20 protein-coding genes and 1 pseudogene are annotated in these 21,097 nt (G+C 37.8%); all 21 read left to right on the top strand.

Annotated features, from left to right (window positions below; genetic code table 11):
- Positions 1–210: 210 nt before the first annotated feature.
- The 21 genes and pseudogenes from dctP (at position 211) to GXX20_01695 (ending at position 21,091) form a co-directional block, all read left to right on the top strand.
- A complete protein-coding gene (gene dctP / locus GXX20_01595) occupies positions 211–684 on the top strand; it encodes a TRAP transporter substrate-binding protein DctP (protein HHW30359.1) in 474 nt (157 codons plus the stop codon).
- A gap of 6 nt (positions 685–690) precedes the next feature.
- Positions 691–1,287 carry a TRAP transporter substrate-binding protein gene (locus tag GXX20_01600; protein HHW30360.1) on the top strand — a complete coding sequence of 199 codons (597 nt, stop codon included), beginning with the start codon at positions 691–693 and terminating at the stop codon, positions 1,285–1,287.
- Positions 1,288–1,665: 378 nt separating this feature from the next.
- The gene (locus tag GXX20_01605; protein HHW30361.1) at positions 1,666–2,175 is read left to right on the top strand and encodes a TRAP transporter small permease; all 510 of its coding nucleotides are present in this window, start codon (positions 1,666–1,668) and stop codon (positions 2,173–2,175) included.
- 2 nt (positions 2,176–2,177) lie between these two features.
- Complete coding sequence (locus tag GXX20_01610) at positions 2,178–3,449, top strand: TRAP transporter large permease (protein ID HHW30362.1); 1,272 nt, start codon at positions 2,178–2,180, stop codon at positions 3,447–3,449.
- 315 nt (positions 3,450–3,764) lie between these two features.
- Entirely contained in the window at positions 3,765–4,820 is a 1,056-nt protein-coding gene (locus GXX20_01615; protein HHW30363.1) for a hypothetical protein, read from the top strand.
- 130 nt (positions 4,821–4,950) lie between these two features.
- On the top strand, positions 4,951–6,012 hold the full coding sequence (locus GXX20_01620) for a hypothetical protein (protein HHW30364.1): 1,062 nt from the start codon (positions 4,951–4,953) through the stop codon (positions 6,010–6,012).
- 110 nt (positions 6,013–6,122) lie between these two features.
- A pseudogene (locus tag GXX20_01625) lies at positions 6,123–6,640 on the top strand (protein-L-isoaspartate(D-aspartate) O-methyltransferase).
- Between the two features lie 183 nt (positions 6,641–6,823).
- The gene (locus GXX20_01630; GenBank protein HHW30365.1) at positions 6,824–7,942 is read left to right on the top strand and encodes a hypothetical protein; all 1,119 of its coding nucleotides are present in this window, start codon (positions 6,824–6,826) and stop codon (positions 7,940–7,942) included.
- Between the two features lie 68 nt (positions 7,943–8,010).
- The gene (locus GXX20_01635) at positions 8,011–8,379 is read left to right on the top strand and encodes an iron chaperone (protein ID HHW30366.1); all 369 of its coding nucleotides are present in this window, start codon (positions 8,011–8,013) and stop codon (positions 8,377–8,379) included.
- 75 nt (positions 8,380–8,454) lie between these two features.
- Entirely contained in the window at positions 8,455–8,814 is a 360-nt protein-coding gene (locus tag GXX20_01640) for an arsenate reductase family protein (protein ID HHW30367.1), read from the top strand.
- 271 nt (positions 8,815–9,085) lie between these two features.
- Positions 9,086–10,174 carry a substrate-binding domain-containing protein gene (locus tag GXX20_01645; GenBank protein HHW30368.1) on the top strand — a complete coding sequence of 363 codons (1,089 nt, stop codon included), beginning with the start codon at positions 9,086–9,088 and terminating at the stop codon, positions 10,172–10,174.
- A gap of 194 nt (positions 10,175–10,368) precedes the next feature.
- The gene (locus GXX20_01650; protein ID HHW30369.1) at positions 10,369–11,859 is read left to right on the top strand and encodes a hypothetical protein; all 1,491 of its coding nucleotides are present in this window, start codon (positions 10,369–10,371) and stop codon (positions 11,857–11,859) included.
- Positions 11,860–11,999: 140 nt separating this feature from the next.
- Positions 12,000–13,334, top strand: a complete 1,335-nt coding sequence (locus GXX20_01655; protein HHW30370.1) for an extracellular solute-binding protein — start codon at positions 12,000–12,002, stop codon at positions 13,332–13,334.
- 79 nt (positions 13,335–13,413) lie between these two features.
- The gene (locus GXX20_01660) at positions 13,414–14,337 is read left to right on the top strand and encodes a sugar ABC transporter permease (protein ID HHW30371.1); all 924 of its coding nucleotides are present in this window, start codon (positions 13,414–13,416) and stop codon (positions 14,335–14,337) included.
- The gene (locus GXX20_01665) at positions 14,330–15,175 is read left to right on the top strand and encodes a carbohydrate ABC transporter permease (GenBank protein ID HHW30372.1); all 846 of its coding nucleotides are present in this window, start codon (positions 14,330–14,332) and stop codon (positions 15,173–15,175) included. The genes GXX20_01660 and GXX20_01665 overlap by 8 nt, the downstream gene beginning before the upstream one ends.
- Before the next feature lie 52 nt (positions 15,176–15,227).
- Positions 15,228–16,265 (top strand): amidohydrolase family protein, encoded by a 1,038-nt coding sequence (locus GXX20_01670; protein HHW30373.1) that lies wholly within the window; start codon positions 15,228–15,230, stop codon positions 16,263–16,265.
- Positions 16,266–16,290: 25 nt separating this feature from the next.
- Positions 16,291–17,679: a hypothetical protein gene (locus GXX20_01675; protein HHW30374.1), complete on the top strand. Its 1,389-nt coding sequence runs from the start codon at positions 16,291–16,293 to the stop codon at positions 17,677–17,679.
- Between the two features lie 67 nt (positions 17,680–17,746).
- Positions 17,747–18,268, top strand: a complete 522-nt coding sequence (locus GXX20_01680; protein HHW30375.1) for a 4Fe-4S dicluster domain-containing protein — start codon at positions 17,747–17,749, stop codon at positions 18,266–18,268.
- Positions 18,269–18,359: 91 nt separating this feature from the next.
- The gene (locus tag GXX20_01685; protein HHW30376.1) at positions 18,360–19,691 is read left to right on the top strand and encodes a hypothetical protein; all 1,332 of its coding nucleotides are present in this window, start codon (positions 18,360–18,362) and stop codon (positions 19,689–19,691) included.
- A gap of 15 nt (positions 19,692–19,706) precedes the next feature.
- Positions 19,707–20,453, top strand: a complete 747-nt coding sequence (locus GXX20_01690; protein HHW30377.1) for a ferredoxin family protein — start codon at positions 19,707–19,709, stop codon at positions 20,451–20,453.
- Positions 20,450–21,091 carry a hypothetical protein gene (locus GXX20_01695; protein ID HHW30378.1) on the top strand — a complete coding sequence of 214 codons (642 nt, stop codon included), beginning with the start codon at positions 20,450–20,452 and terminating at the stop codon, positions 21,089–21,091. The genes GXX20_01690 and GXX20_01695 overlap by 4 nt, the downstream gene beginning before the upstream one ends.
- Positions 21,092–21,097: the final 6 nt, after the last annotated feature.

Below are 21,097 nucleotides of genomic sequence, written 5' to 3' on the forward strand. Positions count from 1 at the left end.
AGCAAGCGATTCTAAACCACAATAAACTTTACCACAAGCTCCACAACAACTATTACTGCTAATAAATTTATATGATCTGAAACCCTGGATTTTTTCCAGTTTTCAGGGGGGATACGAAAGTAACTGGTGTAAGCCAGTGAAATAAATGGTTTAGGTCAAAATTCATTCAGAATTTTTGACACTACGGACAAACACGGAGGGAGGATCATTATGAAAAGAGTAGAAAGGCTAATGGCCCTGGTTCTGGCAGTTGTTATGACAGCTTTGTTATTTACAGGGTGTGTCCAGCAGACGAAATCAACAACATCATCATCTACTGCAACAGGGGAAACAGCAAAGGAAGACACTAAGGAGGAAGCGAAAAGTGTCCCAACAGAAAAACTGACTTTTAAACTTGGAACTACCAGCAGTGAAGGACAGCCTATAGTTGATGCCTGCTTAAAATTCGCCGAATTAATTAAAGAACGTACTAACGGCCGTATTACAATTGAAGTGTTCCCTGGCAGCGTACTTGGAAATACGGTTTCAATTCGTGATTCGCTTTCGGCGGGCAGTATACACATGGCAAGTCTTGCTTTAGGTTCGCTGGGTGTTTATTCTAAAGCAGCAAACCTCGTAAGTGCCAATTATTTCTGGGAAAGCGAAGAACAGATGGTTGAAGTGATGAATAGCGAAGTGGCTTAGAAATATATTTACGACCTTGTTGAAGAAGAAGGGAACATACATGTAATAAAAGGATATCCACAACCTGCCAGACAATTATTAACAAAGAAGCCCGTTACCAAGCTGGCTGATCTAAAAGGAATGAAAATCCGGATTCCCGCAGGAAACAAACTTTACGAAGACTCATGGGCAGCTTATGGCACATTACCTGTTGCTCTTGCCATGGACGAAGTATATACTGGACTTGAGCAAGGTGTCATAGATGGCTGTGAAATGCCTATCGACACATTATACTATTCTGGATTGCACGAAGCAGCCAAGTATCTTGCGCTAACAAACCACATGATGTATTTGCAGTATATCATGATAAATGCAGATATCTGGAACAATCAGCTGACAGAAGAAGAGCGCACCATATTTAATGAAACCGCGGCTGAAATAGAGGAATACCATAACGAGCTTATGAAAAAAATGATTGATGAAATTGTTGAAGATATGAAATCAAAAGGTGTAACAGTCACAGAAATAAACATGAAGGATTTCATCGATGCTACAATCCCCGTATTGGAAAAGTGGATGGATGATTGGGGAAGAGATGTATACGATGCCTTCAGACCAAATTAAACCGAGCTGTTATTCTGCAGTATTAATCAATTTATTAATTTAGTATCAGAAGATAAGAGTCACTAAAGATAAAGACTATTAAGATAAAAACTACTTGAGGGAAAATCGCTAAAGAAAAAAGTTACTGAAAAGATAAAAATCACTAAAGGTATAATATCAATATTAATACAAGAACACTCTAAATTTAAAATCAGTATGAACAATATATTAAATTCAATAGGATAAGATTAACTTAAATTATTAATTAAGCCCTGAATGACCTTTAAAGCCAAAGACGTAATTATTCGTCTTTGGCTGGGGCTTTTATCATGATTTATTTGTACTTATGTTTATTCTTATATTTCACGTTGATCATGATTAGGTTGGGAGGAGTAGAGTTTGATAAAAATACTAAAGCTTGTTGACAAATATATAATTAAGGTGTTGCAAGCTCTGGTGGTGTTCTTGATAGCAGCAATGGTCCTGCTGATCTGCCTGCAAGTATTGTTCCGTTACTTGTTGAAAATACCTGCCGCTTGGACTGAAGACCTTTCAAGACTTGCTCAGGTATGGTGCGTATTTATAGCTTCTGGACTGGGTGTCCGGTATTTAGAACATCCCAGGGCCGAGATATTGTTAAAATGCCTGAAACCACGATTTGCCGCGTTCCTGGAAGTACTTATGAACTTGTTGATTATATTTATGGGAATTATATTAATCCGTTATGGTATTAAATTTGTAATTGCAACGCGAATGGACTATGAGACAAGTCTGAGATATCCTAAGAACATGTTTTATATCCCCGCGGTAGTGGGAGGTATCATGTATGTATTCTATTCTGCAATGCATATAATTCAAGTTTTTAAGACTAAATCCCCGTTTATTAATGACTCTCCGAAGGAGGTATAGAATTGAGCCTTTTAATTATTGTACTTCTATTTTTGTTTATTGCCCTGGGAGCACCAATTACATTTGCTTTAGGTTTGGCGGCACTGGTATTTTTCATTACAAACGGCATACCTCTTGAAACATTTGCGCAACGCATTGCTGTAGGTGCAGATTCTTTTGCACTGCTGGCAGCACCGTTCTTCATCCTTGCTGGAAATGTTATGAATACAGGCGGCATCACCAGGCGTATATTTCGTTTTGCTAATGCAATTATCGGACATATACCAGGAGGTCTCGGGCATGTGAATGTACTCGGAAGCACAATATTCGCCGGCATGTCGGGGACTGCCATTGCGGATGCCGCAGGATTAGGTGCAATAGAAATTGAAGCAATGAAAGAGCAGGGTTATGACATTGAGTTTTCCACGGCGGTAACAGCTGCTTCTTCCATTATCGGGCCGATTATCCCACCGAGTGCCGTTATGCTTGTATATGGGATTGCAGCAGGCGTTTCGGTGAGCAAATTATTCATGGGGGGACTCCTTCCTGGCATTTTGATTGCTATTTTATTGATGATTATGGTAGCCTACTATACCAAAAAGAATAAATATCCACGCGGGAATGCATTTTCATTTAAAGAATTATGGCGATCTTTCAAGGAATCAATATGGGCATTGCTTACACCTGTTATCATAGTAGGGGGTATCCTGTCAGGTGTCTTTACGGCTACAGAAGCTGGTGCCATTGCATCTGCCTATGCGATTATTGTTAGTGTCCTAATCTATAAGGAGATGAAGCCTAAGGATTTGATTAAGGTTTTGTATAATACTGCAATATCATCAGGTGTTGTATTGCTGATTGTATCCACTGCATCTGCCTTTGGCTGGTGCCTGGTTTACGATCGTATGCCGCAGAATACGGCGCAATGGTTAATAAATGTTATAAACAGCAAGTTCTTGCTGCTGGTGGCTCTGACATTGATTTATTTATTCCTTGGCACAATTATGAGTGCCACATCGATCATTCTTACAACAGTACCAATATTTGTACCGGTAGTTAAATTAATGGGAATAGACCTGGTTTATTTCGGTGTATATATTTCCATACTTATGTCCATAGGAACAGTAACACCGCCAGTAGGCACAGTGTTGTTTATACTTTCTAAAATAACAAATATGTCAATAGAAAAGATGACCAGGGTTTTAAAACCGTGGTATGGCATACTAATATTTGCATTGTTGCTGCTATTGTTGTTCCCGCAAATAGTTACATTTTTGCCTGAAATATTGTTCTAGAATGTTGTTCTAAAGGGAATTACTTTGGAAATATAAATTATCTTATGCCGGATGTACATATGGAAAAAAATACATAAAATTTAATACAATATAATATAAAATAACTTGGACAAGGAATATGCGAGAACTCTGAAAAGAGTATTTAACCAAGGATCAAGAAATCTCCGCTTTTTCAAGAAGGGGATGAATTGATGTAAATTATAACAACAACCTTGTTCAGAGTGGATTGCAAAACTTTCACTAAATCCCCGTCGAAGCGATTTTGATTCATAGGTCTCGAAATGTAACCTTGTCCTGGAGAGGGAAGGTTGAAAGGTGGATTCAAGAGAACGCGTTTTAAGTGCTTTGAACAATAAAAAACCAGATAAGGTGCCTTATGTTTATGCCTATATTGACAGGAAAATACAAGAACAGATTATCGGGAGAAAAATAGAATATGAATATATGCCTAGGACTGCGGAATGGTCGCCGATATCAAAGCCCGGCGAGCAGTCGGTTTTAGAACCGTATCAGTGCATTGATGCGGAAGTTGCAAAGGTATTGGGATTGGATGCAATCGGCATGCAGTACCTCACACCAATATTTGCAGAAGTGGAAAGGTCGAAAGACGGCAATGTATATATTCGCAAACCTCTGTTGATATCACCTGGGGATTTGGAAAAAATAAAGATGCCTGATGTGGATGATGAAGAAACACTCAAGCCGGCCATTGAATTTGTAAAGAGGTATAAAGGAGAATTTGCTCTTTTCTGCAGGATACGGCTTGGTGTTTCACCAACCTTAATGAGCATGGGTATGGAAGAATTTGCCTATAGTATGTGTGACAGGCCGGATTTTGTAAAAGAGGTTGTAAAAATGCACACCAGCTGGGTGAGCAGATTGATAAAAAACCTGATAGAAATAGGTTTTGACTTTTTCTGGACTTTCGATGATATGGCACATAAAACTGCTCCCCTGTTTTCAGAAGCAGTTTGGGACGAATTCTTTTACCCATATTTAAAAGAAGCCGCTGATTGCATTACAGTTCCGTGGATTTTCCATAGCGATGGGAACCTGATGCCTTATATGGATAAAATCCTGAAACTGGGGATGAAAGGTCTACATCTACTGGAACCAGGAGCCATGGATCTTGTAGAATTAAAACAAAAATACGGTCACAGGGTTTGTCTTGTTGGAAATATAGACATTGATTATACTTTAAGTAAAGGCACTATTGAAGAGGTAGAAGCTGAAGTAAAAAACAGGATTGATGTTTTAGGCCTGGGCGGGGGGTTCATCATTTCTGATTCTAACAGTATTACAGCATACTGCAAGGTTGAAAACGTTATAGCTATGGCAAAAGCTGTAGAAAAGTACAGGTATATTTATTAGCGTAAGCACAGGCGTTATGGCAGAAACATGGCTGTCAGTGCATGAAATGTGCCCACAAAGAGGTGGCTTATTCACATAGAAGTTGCTTACACATGAATAGTTAGCTTATTCACGCATAGGAGGCTTATTAATGAATTCAAGGGAAAGGATAAAAGCTGCAGTTAACCGGGAGAAAATCGACTGTATTCCGGTAGGTCCCTACATGGGGAATCATTGTGCCATCGTTACAGGGACCAAGATGATAGATTATTATACAAAAGCTGATAAAATGGCCCATGCCCAGATTAAAGCCTGGGAATTATACGGTCAGGATATTGTGTGTGTCCAGTCTGACAACTACTACATAGTCGAAGGGTTTGGGCTAAAGGCAGAATATCATGAAAACAGTACACCAACAGTAATTAAACCTGCTGTCGAGAATTTAAAAGACATAGCCAAATTAAAGCTTCCCAATCCGTACAGGGACGGCAGGATGCCTGTCTATATAGAAGCTGTGGACAGGGTCAGTCAATATCTGGGGAAAGAAGCTGTCATCCGTACACCTGGTACGGGACCCTTTACAATGGCAGGCCATTTAATGGGAATTCAGCAGTTTCTTATTGAATTGGCCAAAATTGAGCATGAGATGGATGATGCAGATGAAAAGGCAATCATTTATTTGCTGGAGCTGTGTACAGAGATCTTGATAGAGTTTGGAAAAGCGATGCTCAAAGCGGGATCTGACATCGTGCAATGCGGTGATTCATTGGCTTCGCTGGACATGATATCACCCGATATGTACAAGAGATTTGCATTTCCATACGAGAAAAAATATTTTGATGAAATTAGCCCCTATGCAAAAGCAAAAGGTGCATTCAAACTTTTGCATATATGCGGAAACAATACAGGAACCATGGAACTATATGCAGCTACCGGCGCGGACATAATAGAAGTAGACCACAAGTCAGATTTAAAGTTGTGGACCGATACAATCGGAAATAAGGTGACGTTGATTGGCAATTTGAATCCCACAAGGATTTTGCTGCAGGGAAGCGTAGAGGAGGTACGAGAAGCCAGCCTGCGCTGTATCAAGGATGCCAGAGGTCATGAAGGAGGATTTATCTTAGGTTCAGGCTGTGAGGTTCCATTGTATGCTCCAAGGGAAAACATAATGGAGATGATAAAAACTGCAAGGGAATACATAATCCAATAAGAACAAGAAAATAAACTTAATAAGATCAAATAATACAAAATTCACCAGCGTCATTCACAATAGCTATTGTCCTTTCAGGATGTAAAAAACAGGCATTAAGAGCTGCTGATGTGGCCATTGCATTCCTGGACGCACCCTTGCCTATAGGCTTTGGACAAACAATCTCCCAGCCCTGTCTTGTGCTGGAAATGACACGTCTCCTGGTGCCTGAAAAGAATAGCAAGGTCCTTGAGATTAGGACAGGCTCAGGCTTTCAAACAGCTATTCTTGCAAAAATGTCAACTGAAGTTTATACTGTAGAAAGAATTAAAGAATTAATGGAAAAGGCAAAAGAGAGACTGGAAGGACTAATTTTAGGAATATCTATTATAAAGTTGGGGACGGAAGCATGGGATGGCAGGAACATGCTCCCTATGACAGGATCATGGTAACTGCAGCAGCGCGTGTTTTACCGGATGAACTGGTCAATCAATTGGCGCCCGGCGGAAGGATGGTAATTCCAATAGGACCGCCTGATTTGCAGGAGTTACAGCTAATTACAAAATCAGAAGACGGTGACATAAGTATCAAAACAGTGGAAATGGTCAGATTTGCAAAACTTAAAGGGAAATATGGCTGGGGAGAATAATAAAATCCAGGTAATATAAAAATCCAGGCAATATTATAATAACCAGATAATGTAACAATAACTTAAGAAGATAACAATATCCAGACTAAACGTCAATATCAAAAAAAGAAATAACTGAATAAATTTACTATAACCATGGACGAATAAACTGTAACCAGAAAAAACTATAAAGGAGTATTAGGTATGGATTCAAGGGAAAGAATGTTACTTGCTTTAAATCACCGTGAGCCTGATAGAGTACCGATAGATCTTTCGAGCAGGTCTTCAGCGATAGAAAAAGAAGCTTATGATGATTTAAAAAAATACTTGGGTTTCGACAGGAAAACAGAAATGTTTATCCGTGCCCATGCAGAAGTGGATGAAGAAATACTTGAACTTTTTGGTGTAGATACAAGGTATGTCAGGGATATACCGGATGATAGCTGGCTGGTTAAAGGGGAAGATCACATTTTTGTGGATGCGTGGGGTGTGCCGTGGAGAAAACCAAAAGGCAGCTATTACTATGACATTGAAAGATTTATATATAGTGAGATTAACCGGGAAGACATTGACAGGATTCAATGGCCTGTTTTGTTGACAGATGAATCAATAGAAAAGATGAGGGAAAAAGCCGAGCAACTGCACGAAAAAACGCAAAAAAGTATATTTACGGATGTTCTTGGTGCAGGAATCTTCGAAAGTGCATGGTACATGAGAGGTTTTGAGCAATTTATGATGGATTTGGTGCTGGATGAAGATTTCTCCCGGGCTTACCTGGACAAAATCCTTGAACTGCAAATAGAAGCTTATGACAAACTGCTGAATGCAATCGGGAAGTACATTGAAGGCATACTAATTACAGATGATTTGGCAATGCAGGATAATTTACTTATGTCGCCCGAATTATACAGGAAAATGATAAAACCATACCAGGAAAAGTTATTTAAATTTATACAGGACCGTGGAGTTACCGTAGTTTATCACACTTGCGGTGCTATATATCCTTTATTGGAAGACCTTGTAGAAATTGGCGTAAAAGTACTCCATCCGGTTCAATTGTCTGCAAAGGATATGGATGCCAAAAAACTAAAAAAGGAATTTGGAGACAGTATAGTGTTCTGGGGAGGAGGATGCAATACTCAAAAAACCCTTCAATTTGGAACGCCGCAGGAAGTCAGGGAGGAAGTAAAACAAAGAATTGATGTGCTTGCGCCGGGCGGCGGATTCGTCTTTGCTGCCGAGCATTGTATTCAGCCGGGTACTCCGCCTGAGAATATAATTGCGATGTTTGAGACGGTCAAGGAATACGGCAGGTATAGATAGCACGGAAAATTGTCAATATTGCCAGGAGTCTTGCCAATAGTTTGGTAAATGAAGAAAAGAGATTAAATATGAGTGATTTTAAAAAATACATTAATAGTATAAGTGATCCAGACAAACAAGAACGAATGGAAAGTATTTTGAATTATATACATAATACTTTTCCTCAGCTTAAGGAGGAAATAAAGTGGAATCAGCCAATGTTCACAGACCATGGAACTTTCATATTAGCTTTCAGCATGGCAAAGGAGCATATTGCCGTAGCACCTGAAGAAAAAGCCATTAAAATATTTGAAAAGGAAATTGAGGAAGCTGGTTATTCTCACACAAAAGGGTTGTTCAGGATCAAATGGAAAGATAAAGTGGATTATGATTTGTTGAAAAAAATTGTAACCTATAACATAGAAGACAAAAAAGATATGGTAAGATTTTGGAGATAAAGGTTGCAGGGTAATATGGCAGATTATTAAAGATAAATCCTGCCAAATGCTTGGGACTTATGGAGGTGGTGTATGATGTTATTTATAGAATATCCCAGGTGCTCAACATGCAGGAAAGCTAAGAAATGGTTGGATGAACATGGACTTGAGTATACAGACCGTCATATCGTGGAGGATAATCCAACATATGATGAATTAAAGAAATGGCATAAAAAAAGTGGATTACCATTAAACAGATTTTTTAATACAAGCGGTACAGTGTATAAGGAAATGAAGTTGAAAGATAAGCTTCCTGGTATGAGTGATGAAGAACAACTTAAGCTTCTTGCGTCTAACGGTATGCTGGTTAAACGTCCCTTGATAATAAAGGATGAAACGATACTGGTTGGTTTCAATGAAGCTGAGTGGCTGAAAAAATTAACTGATAAAGAGTAATACGTTATGAAATATGTTTTGCATCAGGATTAAATAGATATCTTATTGCATTTTTACTCCATATATGGAGTATCATGTTTTTTAGAATTATTGGATACATTTCTTATATTACATTATACTATGCCATTATTATGACAAATCTATCTTGTTAGCGTAAAAATTAACGTAACAATAGACAAAAATTACGTTAAAATACAAAAATATTTATTGACTATAGTAGCATTGTTATATATAATTTATTTGTAAATTACTTAAATCAAGGACGGGTCATATGAAAAGAGTAACAATGCAGGATATAGCTGATGAAATCGGTGTATCTATTGGTACTGTTGACAGGGCAATTCATAACAGACCAGGAATAAGTCCTGCTACCAGAGAAAAAATCCTAAAATGCATTGAGGAAAAGGGATATAGATCAAGTTTTTTTGGAGGCAGCACTATAACTTCGAGAACAAGTATCTATAAAATAGGAGTTATTATTCAGAATATACCTTCCTTTTTCTGGGGTGCTGTCAAAAAAGGAATAATGGTTGCTGCAAGGGATTTTTCACATTATGGAATAGAGATAGTGTTAAAAGAACTTGATGTCCGTGTAATGAGGGAAAGCTCCAAGCTGGTTGAGAAAATGGATGAATTGGTTAAGGAAAACGTAAATGCAATTATCGTGGTTCCTTCCAACAATGAGGCGGTAAAAAATAAAATCAATGAGTTGGTTGACAAAGGAATAGTTATAGTTACGTTAAATGATGATGTAAACGGCACAAAAAGATTATTTTATGTTGGTCCTCATATTGGCCAGGATGGAAGACTGGCTGGAGAATTAATGGGGCTTTATCTGAAAGGAAAAGGCAACGTCCTTATTATAAATAATGATATCGAATCATGGGAGTATTCTGAAAGAATAAGAGGTTTCTCTGATATTTTAAAGGAAAAGTATCCTGAAGTTACTATTCTGGCTCAATATACATACAATTATAGAAATTTAGTATCGGGAAATGATGTCTTTTTATTAAAGATACTAGAAGAAGCTGAAAATATTAATGGCATATATGATCTTAACAGTATCACATTCCATCAGGTCGGACATTTAATAAAGAAAAATGAAAAGCTTAAGAATACTGTGCTGATAGGACATGAAATATGGGGAGAAGTCCGGGAATTAATGAAGGAAGGATATATCAAGGCTTGTATAAGCCAGGATCCCTTTTCCCAGGGATATTTTGCAGTAAGGCAGCTTTGCAGGTATGTATTTGAAGGTAAAACTCCCGAATATGAAAGAATGTATACAAAGCTGGAAATAATCATGAAAGAAAATCTTGAAGGAGAAGATAGTATTGCCAAATTAAGCTTGGATTATTAATTATTTATTAGTTATTTGTCTTGATTAAACATATAAATTATTTGATTGAGCATAGAATAATTAGGCAATATTTTTTTGCACATAAACGTTAAATTTAACGGTCGCTTTGATGAACTCTTAACGCAATTCAGCAGTTCACCATACACTTGGGTATTCTTCTGAAACAGGAATAAACAAACTTAGGGGGCCTATTTATGAATACAAAGGGGTTTAAAAGGAATATTGCATGGGGCCGGGATAAGAATAATCCCATACTGCCGCCTGTAAAAGACAGCGATTTTGGGATTAATGTTTGCATGAATCCTCATGTAATTAGAAGAGACGATAAGTATTACATGTACTACGCGGGAGACTTTGAAGACGGCAGAAAGAAAATCTGCCTTGCAACAGCTTCAGTGGATAATCTTAGTAAATGGGAAAGACAAGGGCCTCTTTTTGAAAATGGTTCTAAAGGAGAATTTGACAGTCATTGGTGTGTTTTACCGCATATTATTCAAATGGACGAGAATCTCTGGTATATGTATTATACTGGCAATAATGGTGATGACGGGGGAAGTAAAAATAGCCTTAAATCTTTTCCCGGAATTGGTCTTGCTATATCAAAAGATGGGATTCACTGGGAAAAGTATGATAAAAATCCGGTCCTTGCTGCCAGTGGAATAGATGGAGATGATGATGCTATTGGAGTAGCAGGAGGGTCAGTGATAAAAACCGTTCTTGATGACGGAAAAGTGCAGTACCATTTTTATTACACGGGTTGTCCTTCCACCGGTGATGATTACTTCTTGCATCAGCAGAAGAGATGCTGCCTTGCGGTTTCTGAAGACGGCATTAACTGGGAAAAGAAGGGAGCTGTCTTTAAAAGGCATCCTGATCATGATTATGAAAATGTCGCAGTTGCAGGACCAGTAGTGATGAAAGATGATGATGGGTTATACAGAATGTGGTACTCTGCAATTGGAACACGGTGGGGTTATTATTCCATATGCTATGCCGAGTCGGAGGATGGAATCAACTGGTTCAGAGGCAATTATTACGGAGAAAATCTACAGATTGGTCCTGACCTTGGACCCTTAACAACAGGTTATCACGATGTTCGCTGGGACAGCCAGATGGCAGCTTATCCTTCAATAATAAAGGAGGGTAAAAAATATAGGTTATTCTATTCTGGAAACGGATACGGAGCAGGGGGAATCGGCACTGCAGTTTCTCATCCATTAAGAGTGGAACCTTTAATAAATACTGGATGTAAAGTCAGGGTTACAAGTCATGAGCTTGGTAAGAGTTGGTTTATAAGAATACCCGATGTGCTCGTATGTGACGAAGGTGTCATAATTGGAGATAAAAAGCCAAATATTGACTGGAAGGGTCCTGATCCGGACTGCAACATATGGTACGAATGGGAAAATGAAATCATGAAAATAGGAATTAGAGTAATACTTTTACATAAAGAGGATGGTATAATTATAAGATTTGCAATCATCAACAACTCTGATACCACATTACACAACTTAAAGCTAGGTGCATTGCTTATCCCATCAGAGGGTACATCTCAAGTTGGCATATCCTGGGAAAGTTCCTCAGAATCATGCAGCAATGTAAACTCAACCAATCCTCATACTATATTGAAGCAATTGAATGCACGCCAAATAGCTACTGTATGTGGGAAAATAAGGCTACTATAAGCTAAACTTCTTGAAAATCTCAATATAGACAAGATCAGGAAGGGGGGTAATAATTATTAATTAAACTTTTGACATCTTGGTCAGCCATATCTGGTTTTTGCTCACCAAAGTAAATATAATTAGAAAGTGAGGAATTTAAAATGAAAAAGATTTTAAGCTTGATATCCTTAATGTTGGTAATTACTATAGTTATGACAGTTATTTCAGCATGCGGGACAAGTTCTAAAAATGGTACTTCATCTGATACCAAAACTTCTGAATCTACCGGATCAAGCTCCAATGAAGCAAAAGAAGAAGAAATATCCGGCGAAATAAGTATGTTCATGTGGCAGCCTGATGCTCCTCAAATACCTGAAAGATGGGCAAATACATTTATGGAGAAATATCCTAAGGTTAAAATTGATCTTCAGATGATGACTGGTTCAGGACTTATTGAAAACATACAACCAAGAATTGCTGCAAATAATTTGCCTGATGTAATATCAACCAATGTATCTGAATTAATAACTGATTTAGCAGACAAGGGAATACTTGCTGATATCGGGGATACAAAAGCATGGGATGAACAAATTGATGCTATGAAAAAAGCCTGGACATCTCCGACAGGAGTAAGATTTGGAATTTCAGGTGGAATTGCTTCTTCTCTTATTTATTACAACAAAGATCTTTTTGATAAAGCCGGCATAAAAGAACTACCTAAGAACTGGGACGAATTACTTGATGTATGTGAAACTCTTAAAAAAGCTGGTATAACTCCTTTTGCATGGTTTGGAGGATTCCCGAACCTTCTGTCTCACGGACCGCTTTCCTGGGGAATGGCACAGGAAATAATAAGCCAGATACCAGATTACCCCACAATGTCTAAAAAAGAAAAGTATGACTATGCCGGATGGGACAAGATTTATGAAAAGATGGTTATATTGGGTGAAAGGGGATATTTCCAGGAGAATTTCCTCGGTACTGACATGAATCAAGGGCAGCAGATTTTCCTTGAAGGAGAAGCTGCGATGATAATGCACGGCACATGGATATCTGCAATGTTCCTGGATGCAGAAGGCATGAATGTTGGCTGTATGATACCACCCTGGAATGAGCCCGGAAAAGAGGTGGTTGCAGTATTAGGAAGTGAATCTGGATGGTCTGTTGCTGCCAATGATAATATTAAACTTTCTAAAATGCTGCTGGATCATATGTGCTACGATCATTTTGAATTCTTCCAGCATCCGAGAAAAGGAATTCCACCATTTAAAAACACTGACAAATACCTGTTGGATGACAGAATGAAAGAATATGTTAATGAACTCAGTAAGGCAAAAATATCAGTAGGTCTTGCATCTCATGTGATGCCCCCACCGGTATTTGCCGAAGCAATGAAACTTTGCCAGGAAATATATATAGGTAAAACACCTGCTGAAGTACCTGAAATATTGGCAAAGATACAAGCCGAATATATTGATCAGAAAAACAATCAATAATTTTTGGAAAATATTTTGTTTAAGATGTTCCGGGACAGGAATACTCACCCTGTCCCGGGATATCACGGGAGGATTTTATATGAGGGGCCTTAGGCATAAACGATATTCTTCATATACTGACAGATGGCGTATTAAAGGACTGATGTTTGCTCTGCCGGCAATAATAATACTGTTATGTTTTATTTTTTATCCGCTTGTTTTAAATATTGGATATTGTTTTACAAATTTTGATGGAATTAACAGAAATGCAGCATTTGTAGGATTAAAGAATTTCAGAGATATTTTTTCTGACAGAAACTTTTTCCTGGTAATTAAAAACACTTTTATTTTAGGGATTATTTATGTACTGGGATTGAATATTTTGGCTTTGTTACTGTCGGTATTGCTGACGAAGGTGGGAAGAATTTTCTCAAATGTTACCAAATCAATATTATATTTTCCTTGCCTGTTGTCACCTGTAATAGTTGGTTTTGTATGGAGACTTATATATGATTCAAGAAAGGGCTTGCTTAATCAGACATTAAGATTCCTTGGTCTTAATTCATTAGCGAAAGATTGGCTTGGTAACATATCCCTGGTACTTCCTTCTGTAGCCGCTACAATTATCTGGTTTGCTGTAGGTTACTATATTGTAATTTACTATGCAGGGCTTGTCAGTATTCCTACTGAACTTTATGAGGCTTCAACCGTTGAAGGCGCAAACGGATGGCAGGAATTCTGGCATATAACATTACCCTTGCTTGCGCCCTCTATTACAATCAATATAGTATTAACAACAATTTCTATTCTTTCAACTTTTGACCTTCCTTATACAATAACAGCAGGAGGCGGCCCTGGCTATTATGGCACAACTTTATCAATTATGATTTACACAACTGCCTATGAATACATGCAGTCAGGGAAAGCATTTGCATTGGCTACGGTTCTTGCGGTTATAGCAATGACCATTGCGCTGATTGAGCTGAAGATTTTGCTGAAAAGGGAGGAAGCTATAAATGGTTAAAACCAAAAGTTTGAAACAGAAGAATAGAGCTTACTGGATAAAACTATTTCTTTCTGTTGCAATTTTTCTCACCATTATTCCTATATATTATGTAATTGTAAATGCATTCAAGGACAAAAACTTTATTCTTACCAGCCCGGTAAGCTTGCCTTTGAAAACTTTCACTTTTGATAATGTCAGGAGTGCCTTTAAGTCATTAAATTATCCCCAGGCATTTATGAATTCATTAATAAATGTGATAATATCCTGTACCATAATGATAATTGTTGGTTCCATGGCAGCATATGCCATTAGCGTTGTAAAAAGTAAGGAACTAAAAATAATGTATGTTGCAACAATATTGGTAATTACCATACCTTTTCAGGTTGTAATGATTCCCTTAGTAATAATGTTAAAAAATTTAAATTTACTGAACAATTATTTTGGGACTTCCCTTGTTTATGTTGCGTTGTCATTACCTCTTGTAATATTTCTTTATACTGGATTTATGCGGAGTTTACCTAAAGAACTGGGTGAAGCTGCAATTGTTGATGGTTGCGGATTTTCCAGGACTTATTTAAGCATTTATATGCCCCTTATGAAAACAGTAACAGGTACAATATTAATTTTAAGAGGTACTTTTGTATGGAACGATCTTCTTATTTCGAAAATAACCATATCCAGGGGCAGAATGACTCCATTGATCCCGCGTCTGTTTTCGTATGCTTCTTCACAGTATAATAGCTGGGAATTAATGTTCGCAGGTACTCTTCTTTGTGCAATGCCCATAATAATACTTTTCTTATTCATGCAGAAAACCTTTATCAAGGGTGTTGTAGCTGGTTCAGTGAAAGGATGATAAGTGTTTATAAATTTAAACTGAAAAACTGAAAACGAATGGAGATGTATACATGAGTCTTTTTGAAGTGAAAGAAATTGACCGGGAGATATATAACTCTAAAATTAAGGAATATCTACCCGCCAGGATAATTGATGCCCATTCTCACGTATGGCTGAAGGATTTCAAGCTGCCTGACGGAGCAAAACAAAGAGCAACAGCCTGGTCAGCCTTGATAGCAGAGGACAGTCCTATTGAAGAACTAATTGAAACCTATAATTTATTATTTGAAGGCAAGGAAGTAATTCCTGTAATTTTCGGGAAGCCTGCTACAAATTATGATTTGGGGAAATGCAATAAATATGTTGAAAAGACAGGAAAAGAGAACAACTTTCCTACTCTCTTTTTATCAAGTCCATACATGGATGAAGAAGAATTTGAAAAAAGCATAATAGATGGTGGACATAAGGGAAGCAAGGTATACCTGAACTTTTCTCCTTCCTATATTCCTGGCAATGAAATAAGAATTTTTGATTTTCTTCCCCATCATCAACTGAAAGTGCTTGATAGACATGGATGGATATGCATGTTGCATATACCAAGGCCGGGCAGGTTAAAAGACCCAGTCAACATAGCCCAGCTATTGGAGATAGAAGAAAAATATAAAAATATAAAGCTGATTGTGGCACATGTGGGGAGAGCATATGCGGAAGAAGACATGGGAGATGCCTTTGAAAAGCTCGGAAAAACTGAAAATATGCTTTTTGATATTTCAGCCAATGTTAATTCCACTGTATTTGTCAAATTAATTGAAACAGTGGGCCCAAAGCGCATCCTTTTTGGAACGGATTTTCCTGTCTTCAGAATGAGAGGAAAACGCATAGTTGAAAATGGTGTGTATTACAATTTAATACCCAAAGGACTTTACGGTGATGTGTCCGGCGAGAAACATATGAGAGAAGTAGAGGAAGCTATTTCAAATACATTTACGTTTATGATTTATGAAGAAATACTTGCTTTCAAAGACGCTTCAGAGAAAACCGGACTGACAAAGAATGATATTGAAGATGTCTTCTTCAACAATGCAGCAAGAATCTTTAACATCAAATAATAAAACTTCAGAAGGTGATATGACTATGAATAGAGTACGAGTGGGGTTGTTGCCCTTTTATCTGAAGATGCACGACGACTATTTCCCGGAGAGGCGTGCTGAAGCAAAAGTTTACCTCAATTATGTTATCAGCAAATTAAAGGAAAAAGGACTGGATGTCTTTGAAACGCCAATATGCAGTGAAAAAAGAGAATTTGAAGCAGCTGTAGATTATCTGAATTCGAATAATCTGGATGCAGTGATTACTCTCCATATAGTGTATTCACCATCGTTAGAAAGTATAGATTCTTTAATGAGATTAAATGCGCCCATAATCGTGTTAAATACAACACCTGATTATGATTTCGGCGAGAAACGTATTTCCAGGATGATACGCCCTAATATAGGTATTCACGGTGTTCAGGATATGTGCAGCATGCTTAATAGAAATAAGATAAAGTACTGGGTTGTTGCAGGCCACATAGATTATTCCGATGTGCTTGACCGCCTGTTAATATATGTAAATGCTGCTAAAATGGCAAAGCTAATGAAAACTGCCAAGGTTGGAATAATAGGGGGAAGTTATAAAGGAATGGGAGATTTTTTTGTAGCCCCTGAAAGATTGAAGAAAGAAATAGGCATTGAAATAATTCCCTTTGATTTTGAAAATGATACTAAATTACTAAATGATATATATCAAGATGAAGTTGTTAAAGAAATAAAATCCGACTTGGAAAATTATTCAATATCTTTTCAAATAGATAAAGACTATGTGGACACAGTAAAAGCCTGTCTGCTGACAAGAAAATGGATAGAAAAAAATAATCTTATTGGATTTACTGCAAACTTTATGGCTATAACTCAAGAAACCGGATTTCCCAGAATGCCATTCATGGAAGCATCTAAGGCAATGGCAAGAGGAGTAGGCTATGCAGGAGAGGGTGATACTCTTACCGCTGCGTTGGTTGGCACACTGCTGCATGCATACCCTCAGACCTCATTTACAGAGATGTTTTGTCCGGGTTGGAGTGATAACACTATTTTCCTAAGCCATATGGGAGAAATGAATATTAGCTTATGTGAAGGCAAACCGGTTATAGCAAAAATGAATATGATTTTCTCTGATACAGGAGATGTAGTTTGTGCTTATGGCAAATATAAATCTGGTGAAGCTGCCATCGTTAATCTTACTCCTTTGGATAAAGGATACAGGATGATAATTGCTCCTGGCGTAATTGTAAGAAAACCTGATTCAGAGGAATTAAAGTATCGCATTGAGGGTTGGTTCCGACCTAAAGTTTCCGTTGTGGAATTTCTTGAGAAGTTCAGTATTCTGGGAGGTACCCATCACAGCGCAGTTTGTTATGAGGCAAATATGCAAGAACTTATAGTTTTAGGAGAAATGATGGGTTTTGAAGTAAAAGTAATTGATTAGCATTAGCAGATTGTACTAAAACCCGAGTGTATAAATCAAATAATTCTTGTGCAGAAGGAGGGATACAATGCTCAAAGAAAAAGAAAAAAAGAGGCTTTTTATAGATGCAAGTTTATGTCTCGGATGTAAAACATGTGAGTTACGCTGTGCTGTTGAACGGGGATCTGTGAGTAAAAATTTATATGAAGCAGTAAATGAAGAAGCTTTGCCACGGCCAAGGGTATATGTTCAATGGGATGGGGAAATATCTTTTCCGCTCCAATGCCGTCATTGTGAGGATGCAAAGTGCCTTGAAATATGTTCCTCTGGCGCTATAAAAAGAGACGAAGAAACAGGGTGCGTATATCAGGATACAGAAAAATGCATATGCTGCTGGATGTGCATTATGGTTTGCCCCTATGGAGTAATATCTCCGGCGATAGAGAAAAATTGTGCCGACAAGTGTGATCAATGCTTTCAAATGGAGAGACCTTATTGTCTTTCCGCTTGCCCCACAGGTGCAATCAAGCTGTTAACTCCCGGTCAAATCAATGAATTGTTAACAGAAAGAAGAAAAAAGGTATCTCATGATCAACTAAATACTAAATGAATACTAATAGATTATTCAATAATAAATGATTACTGAATCTAAATAATTACTGAATACTAAATGATTCTGGTTATTTTAGGAGGGAAGTATAGTGAGAAGTGTTCGAAGAAAAAGCTCCGACCCGTCAGCAGCCAGCTATTTCAAAAAAGCAGGGAGGGAAGGCGTGATCCTGTCATGGAACAGGTATGAAAATATGTTGCCGCAGGACGGTTTTGCATCTTTAGGCCTTTGTTGTTTTGACTGCCTATTAGGTCCCTGCAGGATAAATCCCTTTTCACAAAAAGAGGAAAAAACAATTTGCGGTTTTTCGAGGGATGAATTAGTTTACCGTAATTTAATGAGGATGCTTGGTTGTGAATCATGTTCAATTAATTGCAAAAATGATAATGGCTTCCGGGAAACAACTGTTAATATTGACAAGCTTACAGAGTTTTCTATTAAAGAAATTAATAAGTTATATGCAGAATCTTCCCATCAGGAAAATATAACAGAGAGAAAAGTAGGGCTTGGGGTTCTAAATGAAGATTACATCAACATTTGTATTGAAGGTTCGAGTGCTGATACTATCGGAATGTTTTTAAAGGTTTCGGAAAATTTAAAAGAAACAGCTGTAGAATCAGGCGCCCGGGGATTTAATATACTCGTTATTGGAGATATTATTTCCCAATATCCTTGCAATATTGTGAGCGACAAGGGAGGGGCAGAGCTTGCGATTTTGACAGGCCTTGTGGATTCATATATAACTGATGTCAGGACAGTAGCAAGAGTCCGGAATGTGATTGACAATTATCACACTTATTTTGCACAGATAGGAGATTGCCCCGAAGAATCGGAGATAACCAGTATAATTCTTTCAGCTGCCAATGCATATAAAAAGAGGGAAAAAAGTAAGATAGAAGGTTCTTCCCAGATTGAAACATTAATTATAGAATCCTGTAAAGCAGAAAGAATTAAAGAGTTAATAGAAAGCGGAAAATACAATGGATTATGTATTTTAGGCAATTCCTCGAATCTCAAATTAACGCAGGATGAGATACTTTGTGAAACAGCAAAAATGCTTATTGATAAGAGGATTTTGACCATTACATATGGTAACGGTGCAGTAACTCTTGCCAAACACGGACTGCTGAAAAATAATGATAATATCATTGTAATCGGTGGAAATAGTTCCATATCAGAAATTATTTCTATATTAAGTCTGATTCCTGTGGACAAAACCCTTGCAATTTTCCCTGAAATAACTGACAGGAAAGATTTAATCACAGTTTTTGCTTTTGCCGGAAGCGTTAAGAAAGTTATTACATGTAGCAGGCTTCCTGTTGAAGGAAGTATTATGATTTCAAAGAAAATCGGCGAATTAATTGAATATGTAAAACCTGAAGATACGGTTAACAGGATAGCAAGTTATCTTGTTGGCAAATAAAGGAGGGTGAAGAGGTTGCAAATAAATGCATCAACCTGTGTTGGATGTGGACGGTGCATTCCATACTGCACTATGGGATGTATACATTATAAAAAAAGCATGAAGAAAACAAAAGTACATTGTTATATCGATGAAGAAGAGTGTGTTGACTGTGGTATTTGTTACCGTTCAAAAGCATGTCCTACCGATTCTTTGTATCAACCTGTTCACCAATGGCCCCGTTCTATAAGAGGAACATTTTCAAACCCACTTGCAGAACATAAGGAAACCAGGGTGCCAGGCAGGGGAACAGAGGAGATGAAAACCTGCGATATAACAGACCGATATAAAAGAGGTTTTGCAGGGATAGCTGCCGAAATGGGAAGACCCGGGGTTGGAGCCAGGCTTTCGGATGTTGAAAAGGTTTTTATGGCTCTTGTAGCCTTAGATGTCGAATTTGAAAGCTGTAATCCTCTGACAGGATTGCTTATGGATAAAAAAAGTGGAAGAATGAATCCTGAAGTTCTGAATGAAAAAGTATTATCTTGTATTATTGAGATGATAGTTCCTATTGATAGAATAATTGAGGTCATAGATGTACTGGAGAAAGTAGCAGAGGAAGTGGACACAGTTTTTTCAATAGATCTTACTGCCAGAGTAAATGAAGATCTTTCAGTTCCCACTGCAAAAATTATGGATTTAAATAAAAGGTGGTATTCCTTTAACGGAAAGACAAATATTGGTCTAGGAAAGCTTAAGGTAAAGGGGGCTGATTTAACATGAGTCACACCTTGCACAGGAGAGGGGATCCCGAAACTTTTAAGAATGATTTTATTATATTCTCGATGACAGCTAAAGGATTTAATGAAAAAAATTCAAAATGGGCGCTAAAGGAGTTTTTAAGGATACTGCACAAGTACAATATCTCCAATACCGGAGACATGAAAACCGGCAACATGTATATAGTAGACAAGGAAGATATTGTTGACAATGTCCAGGATACTTCTATCGTGCATGCAGTTTTCACAAACAGGGAAGAAGTCAAGGCAGCATTAAAGGAATTGAAGGAAGCGGACCTTGGGGTGTCGGTGATAGTAACAGGTAATGTTGAAGAAGTAAATAATATTTGCAATGAAGTGGGGATTAAAAGACATACAGTGGAATACTCAGTTGGTATAAGAGGAAATCTGACAAGACTTCCAGAGGAAGAGCTTCTTGAAATAACTACCATGTGTGGACATGGTATGGTATCTCATTTTCTGGTAAGAAAAATGTTGACAGATATAAAAAAAGGAAGGATTTCAATAGAGGAGGCTGCCAAGCACCTCGCCACTCCCTGCGTGTGTGGTGTATTCAATCCGCAGAGGGCAGCAATGCTGCTTAGTGAACTTGTTGAAGTATGGTGTCTTGATGAATATTAAGCTGGA

It is taken from the genome of Clostridiaceae bacterium, from assembly GCA_012840395.1.
GTDB lineage: Bacteria > Bacillota > Clostridia > Acetivibrionales > DULL01 > DULL01.

Bases quoted from the DNA above. Each gene is read 5' to 3' on its own strand.
- dctP (HHW30359.1), top strand. From the start codon at position 211: ATGAAAAGAGTAGAAAGGCTAATGGCCCTGGTTCTGGCAGTTGTTATG.
- GXX20_01620 (HHW30364.1), top strand. From the start codon at position 4,951: ATGAATTCAAGGGAAAGGATAAAAGCTGCAGTTAACCGGGAGAAAATC.
- GXX20_01630 (HHW30365.1), top strand. From the start codon at position 6,824: ATGGATTCAAGGGAAAGAATGTTACTTGCTTTAAATCACCGTGAGCCT.
- GXX20_01635 (HHW30366.1), top strand. From the start codon at position 8,011: ATGAGTGATTTTAAAAAATACATTAATAGTATAAGTGATCCAGACAAA.
- GXX20_01640 (HHW30367.1), top strand. From the start codon at position 8,455: ATGTTATTTATAGAATATCCCAGGTGCTCAACATGCAGGAAAGCTAAG.
- GXX20_01645 (HHW30368.1), top strand. From the start codon at position 9,086: ATGAAAAGAGTAACAATGCAGGATATAGCTGATGAAATCGGTGTATCT.
- GXX20_01650 (HHW30369.1), top strand. From the start codon at position 10,369: ATGAATACAAAGGGGTTTAAAAGGAATATTGCATGGGGCCGGGATAAG.
- GXX20_01655 (HHW30370.1), top strand. From the start codon at position 12,000: ATGAAAAAGATTTTAAGCTTGATATCCTTAATGTTGGTAATTACTATA.
- GXX20_01660 (HHW30371.1), top strand. From the start codon at position 13,414: ATGAGGGGCCTTAGGCATAAACGATATTCTTCATATACTGACAGATGG.
- GXX20_01665 (HHW30372.1), top strand. From the start codon at position 14,330: ATGGTTAAAACCAAAAGTTTGAAACAGAAGAATAGAGCTTACTGGATA.
- GXX20_01670 (HHW30373.1), top strand. From the start codon at position 15,228: ATGAGTCTTTTTGAAGTGAAAGAAATTGACCGGGAGATATATAACTCT.
- GXX20_01675 (HHW30374.1), top strand. From the start codon at position 16,291: ATGAATAGAGTACGAGTGGGGTTGTTGCCCTTTTATCTGAAGATGCAC.
- GXX20_01680 (HHW30375.1), top strand. From the start codon at position 17,747: ATGCTCAAAGAAAAAGAAAAAAAGAGGCTTTTTATAGATGCAAGTTTA.
- GXX20_01695 (HHW30378.1), top strand. From the start codon at position 20,450: ATGAGTCACACCTTGCACAGGAGAGGGGATCCCGAAACTTTTAAGAAT.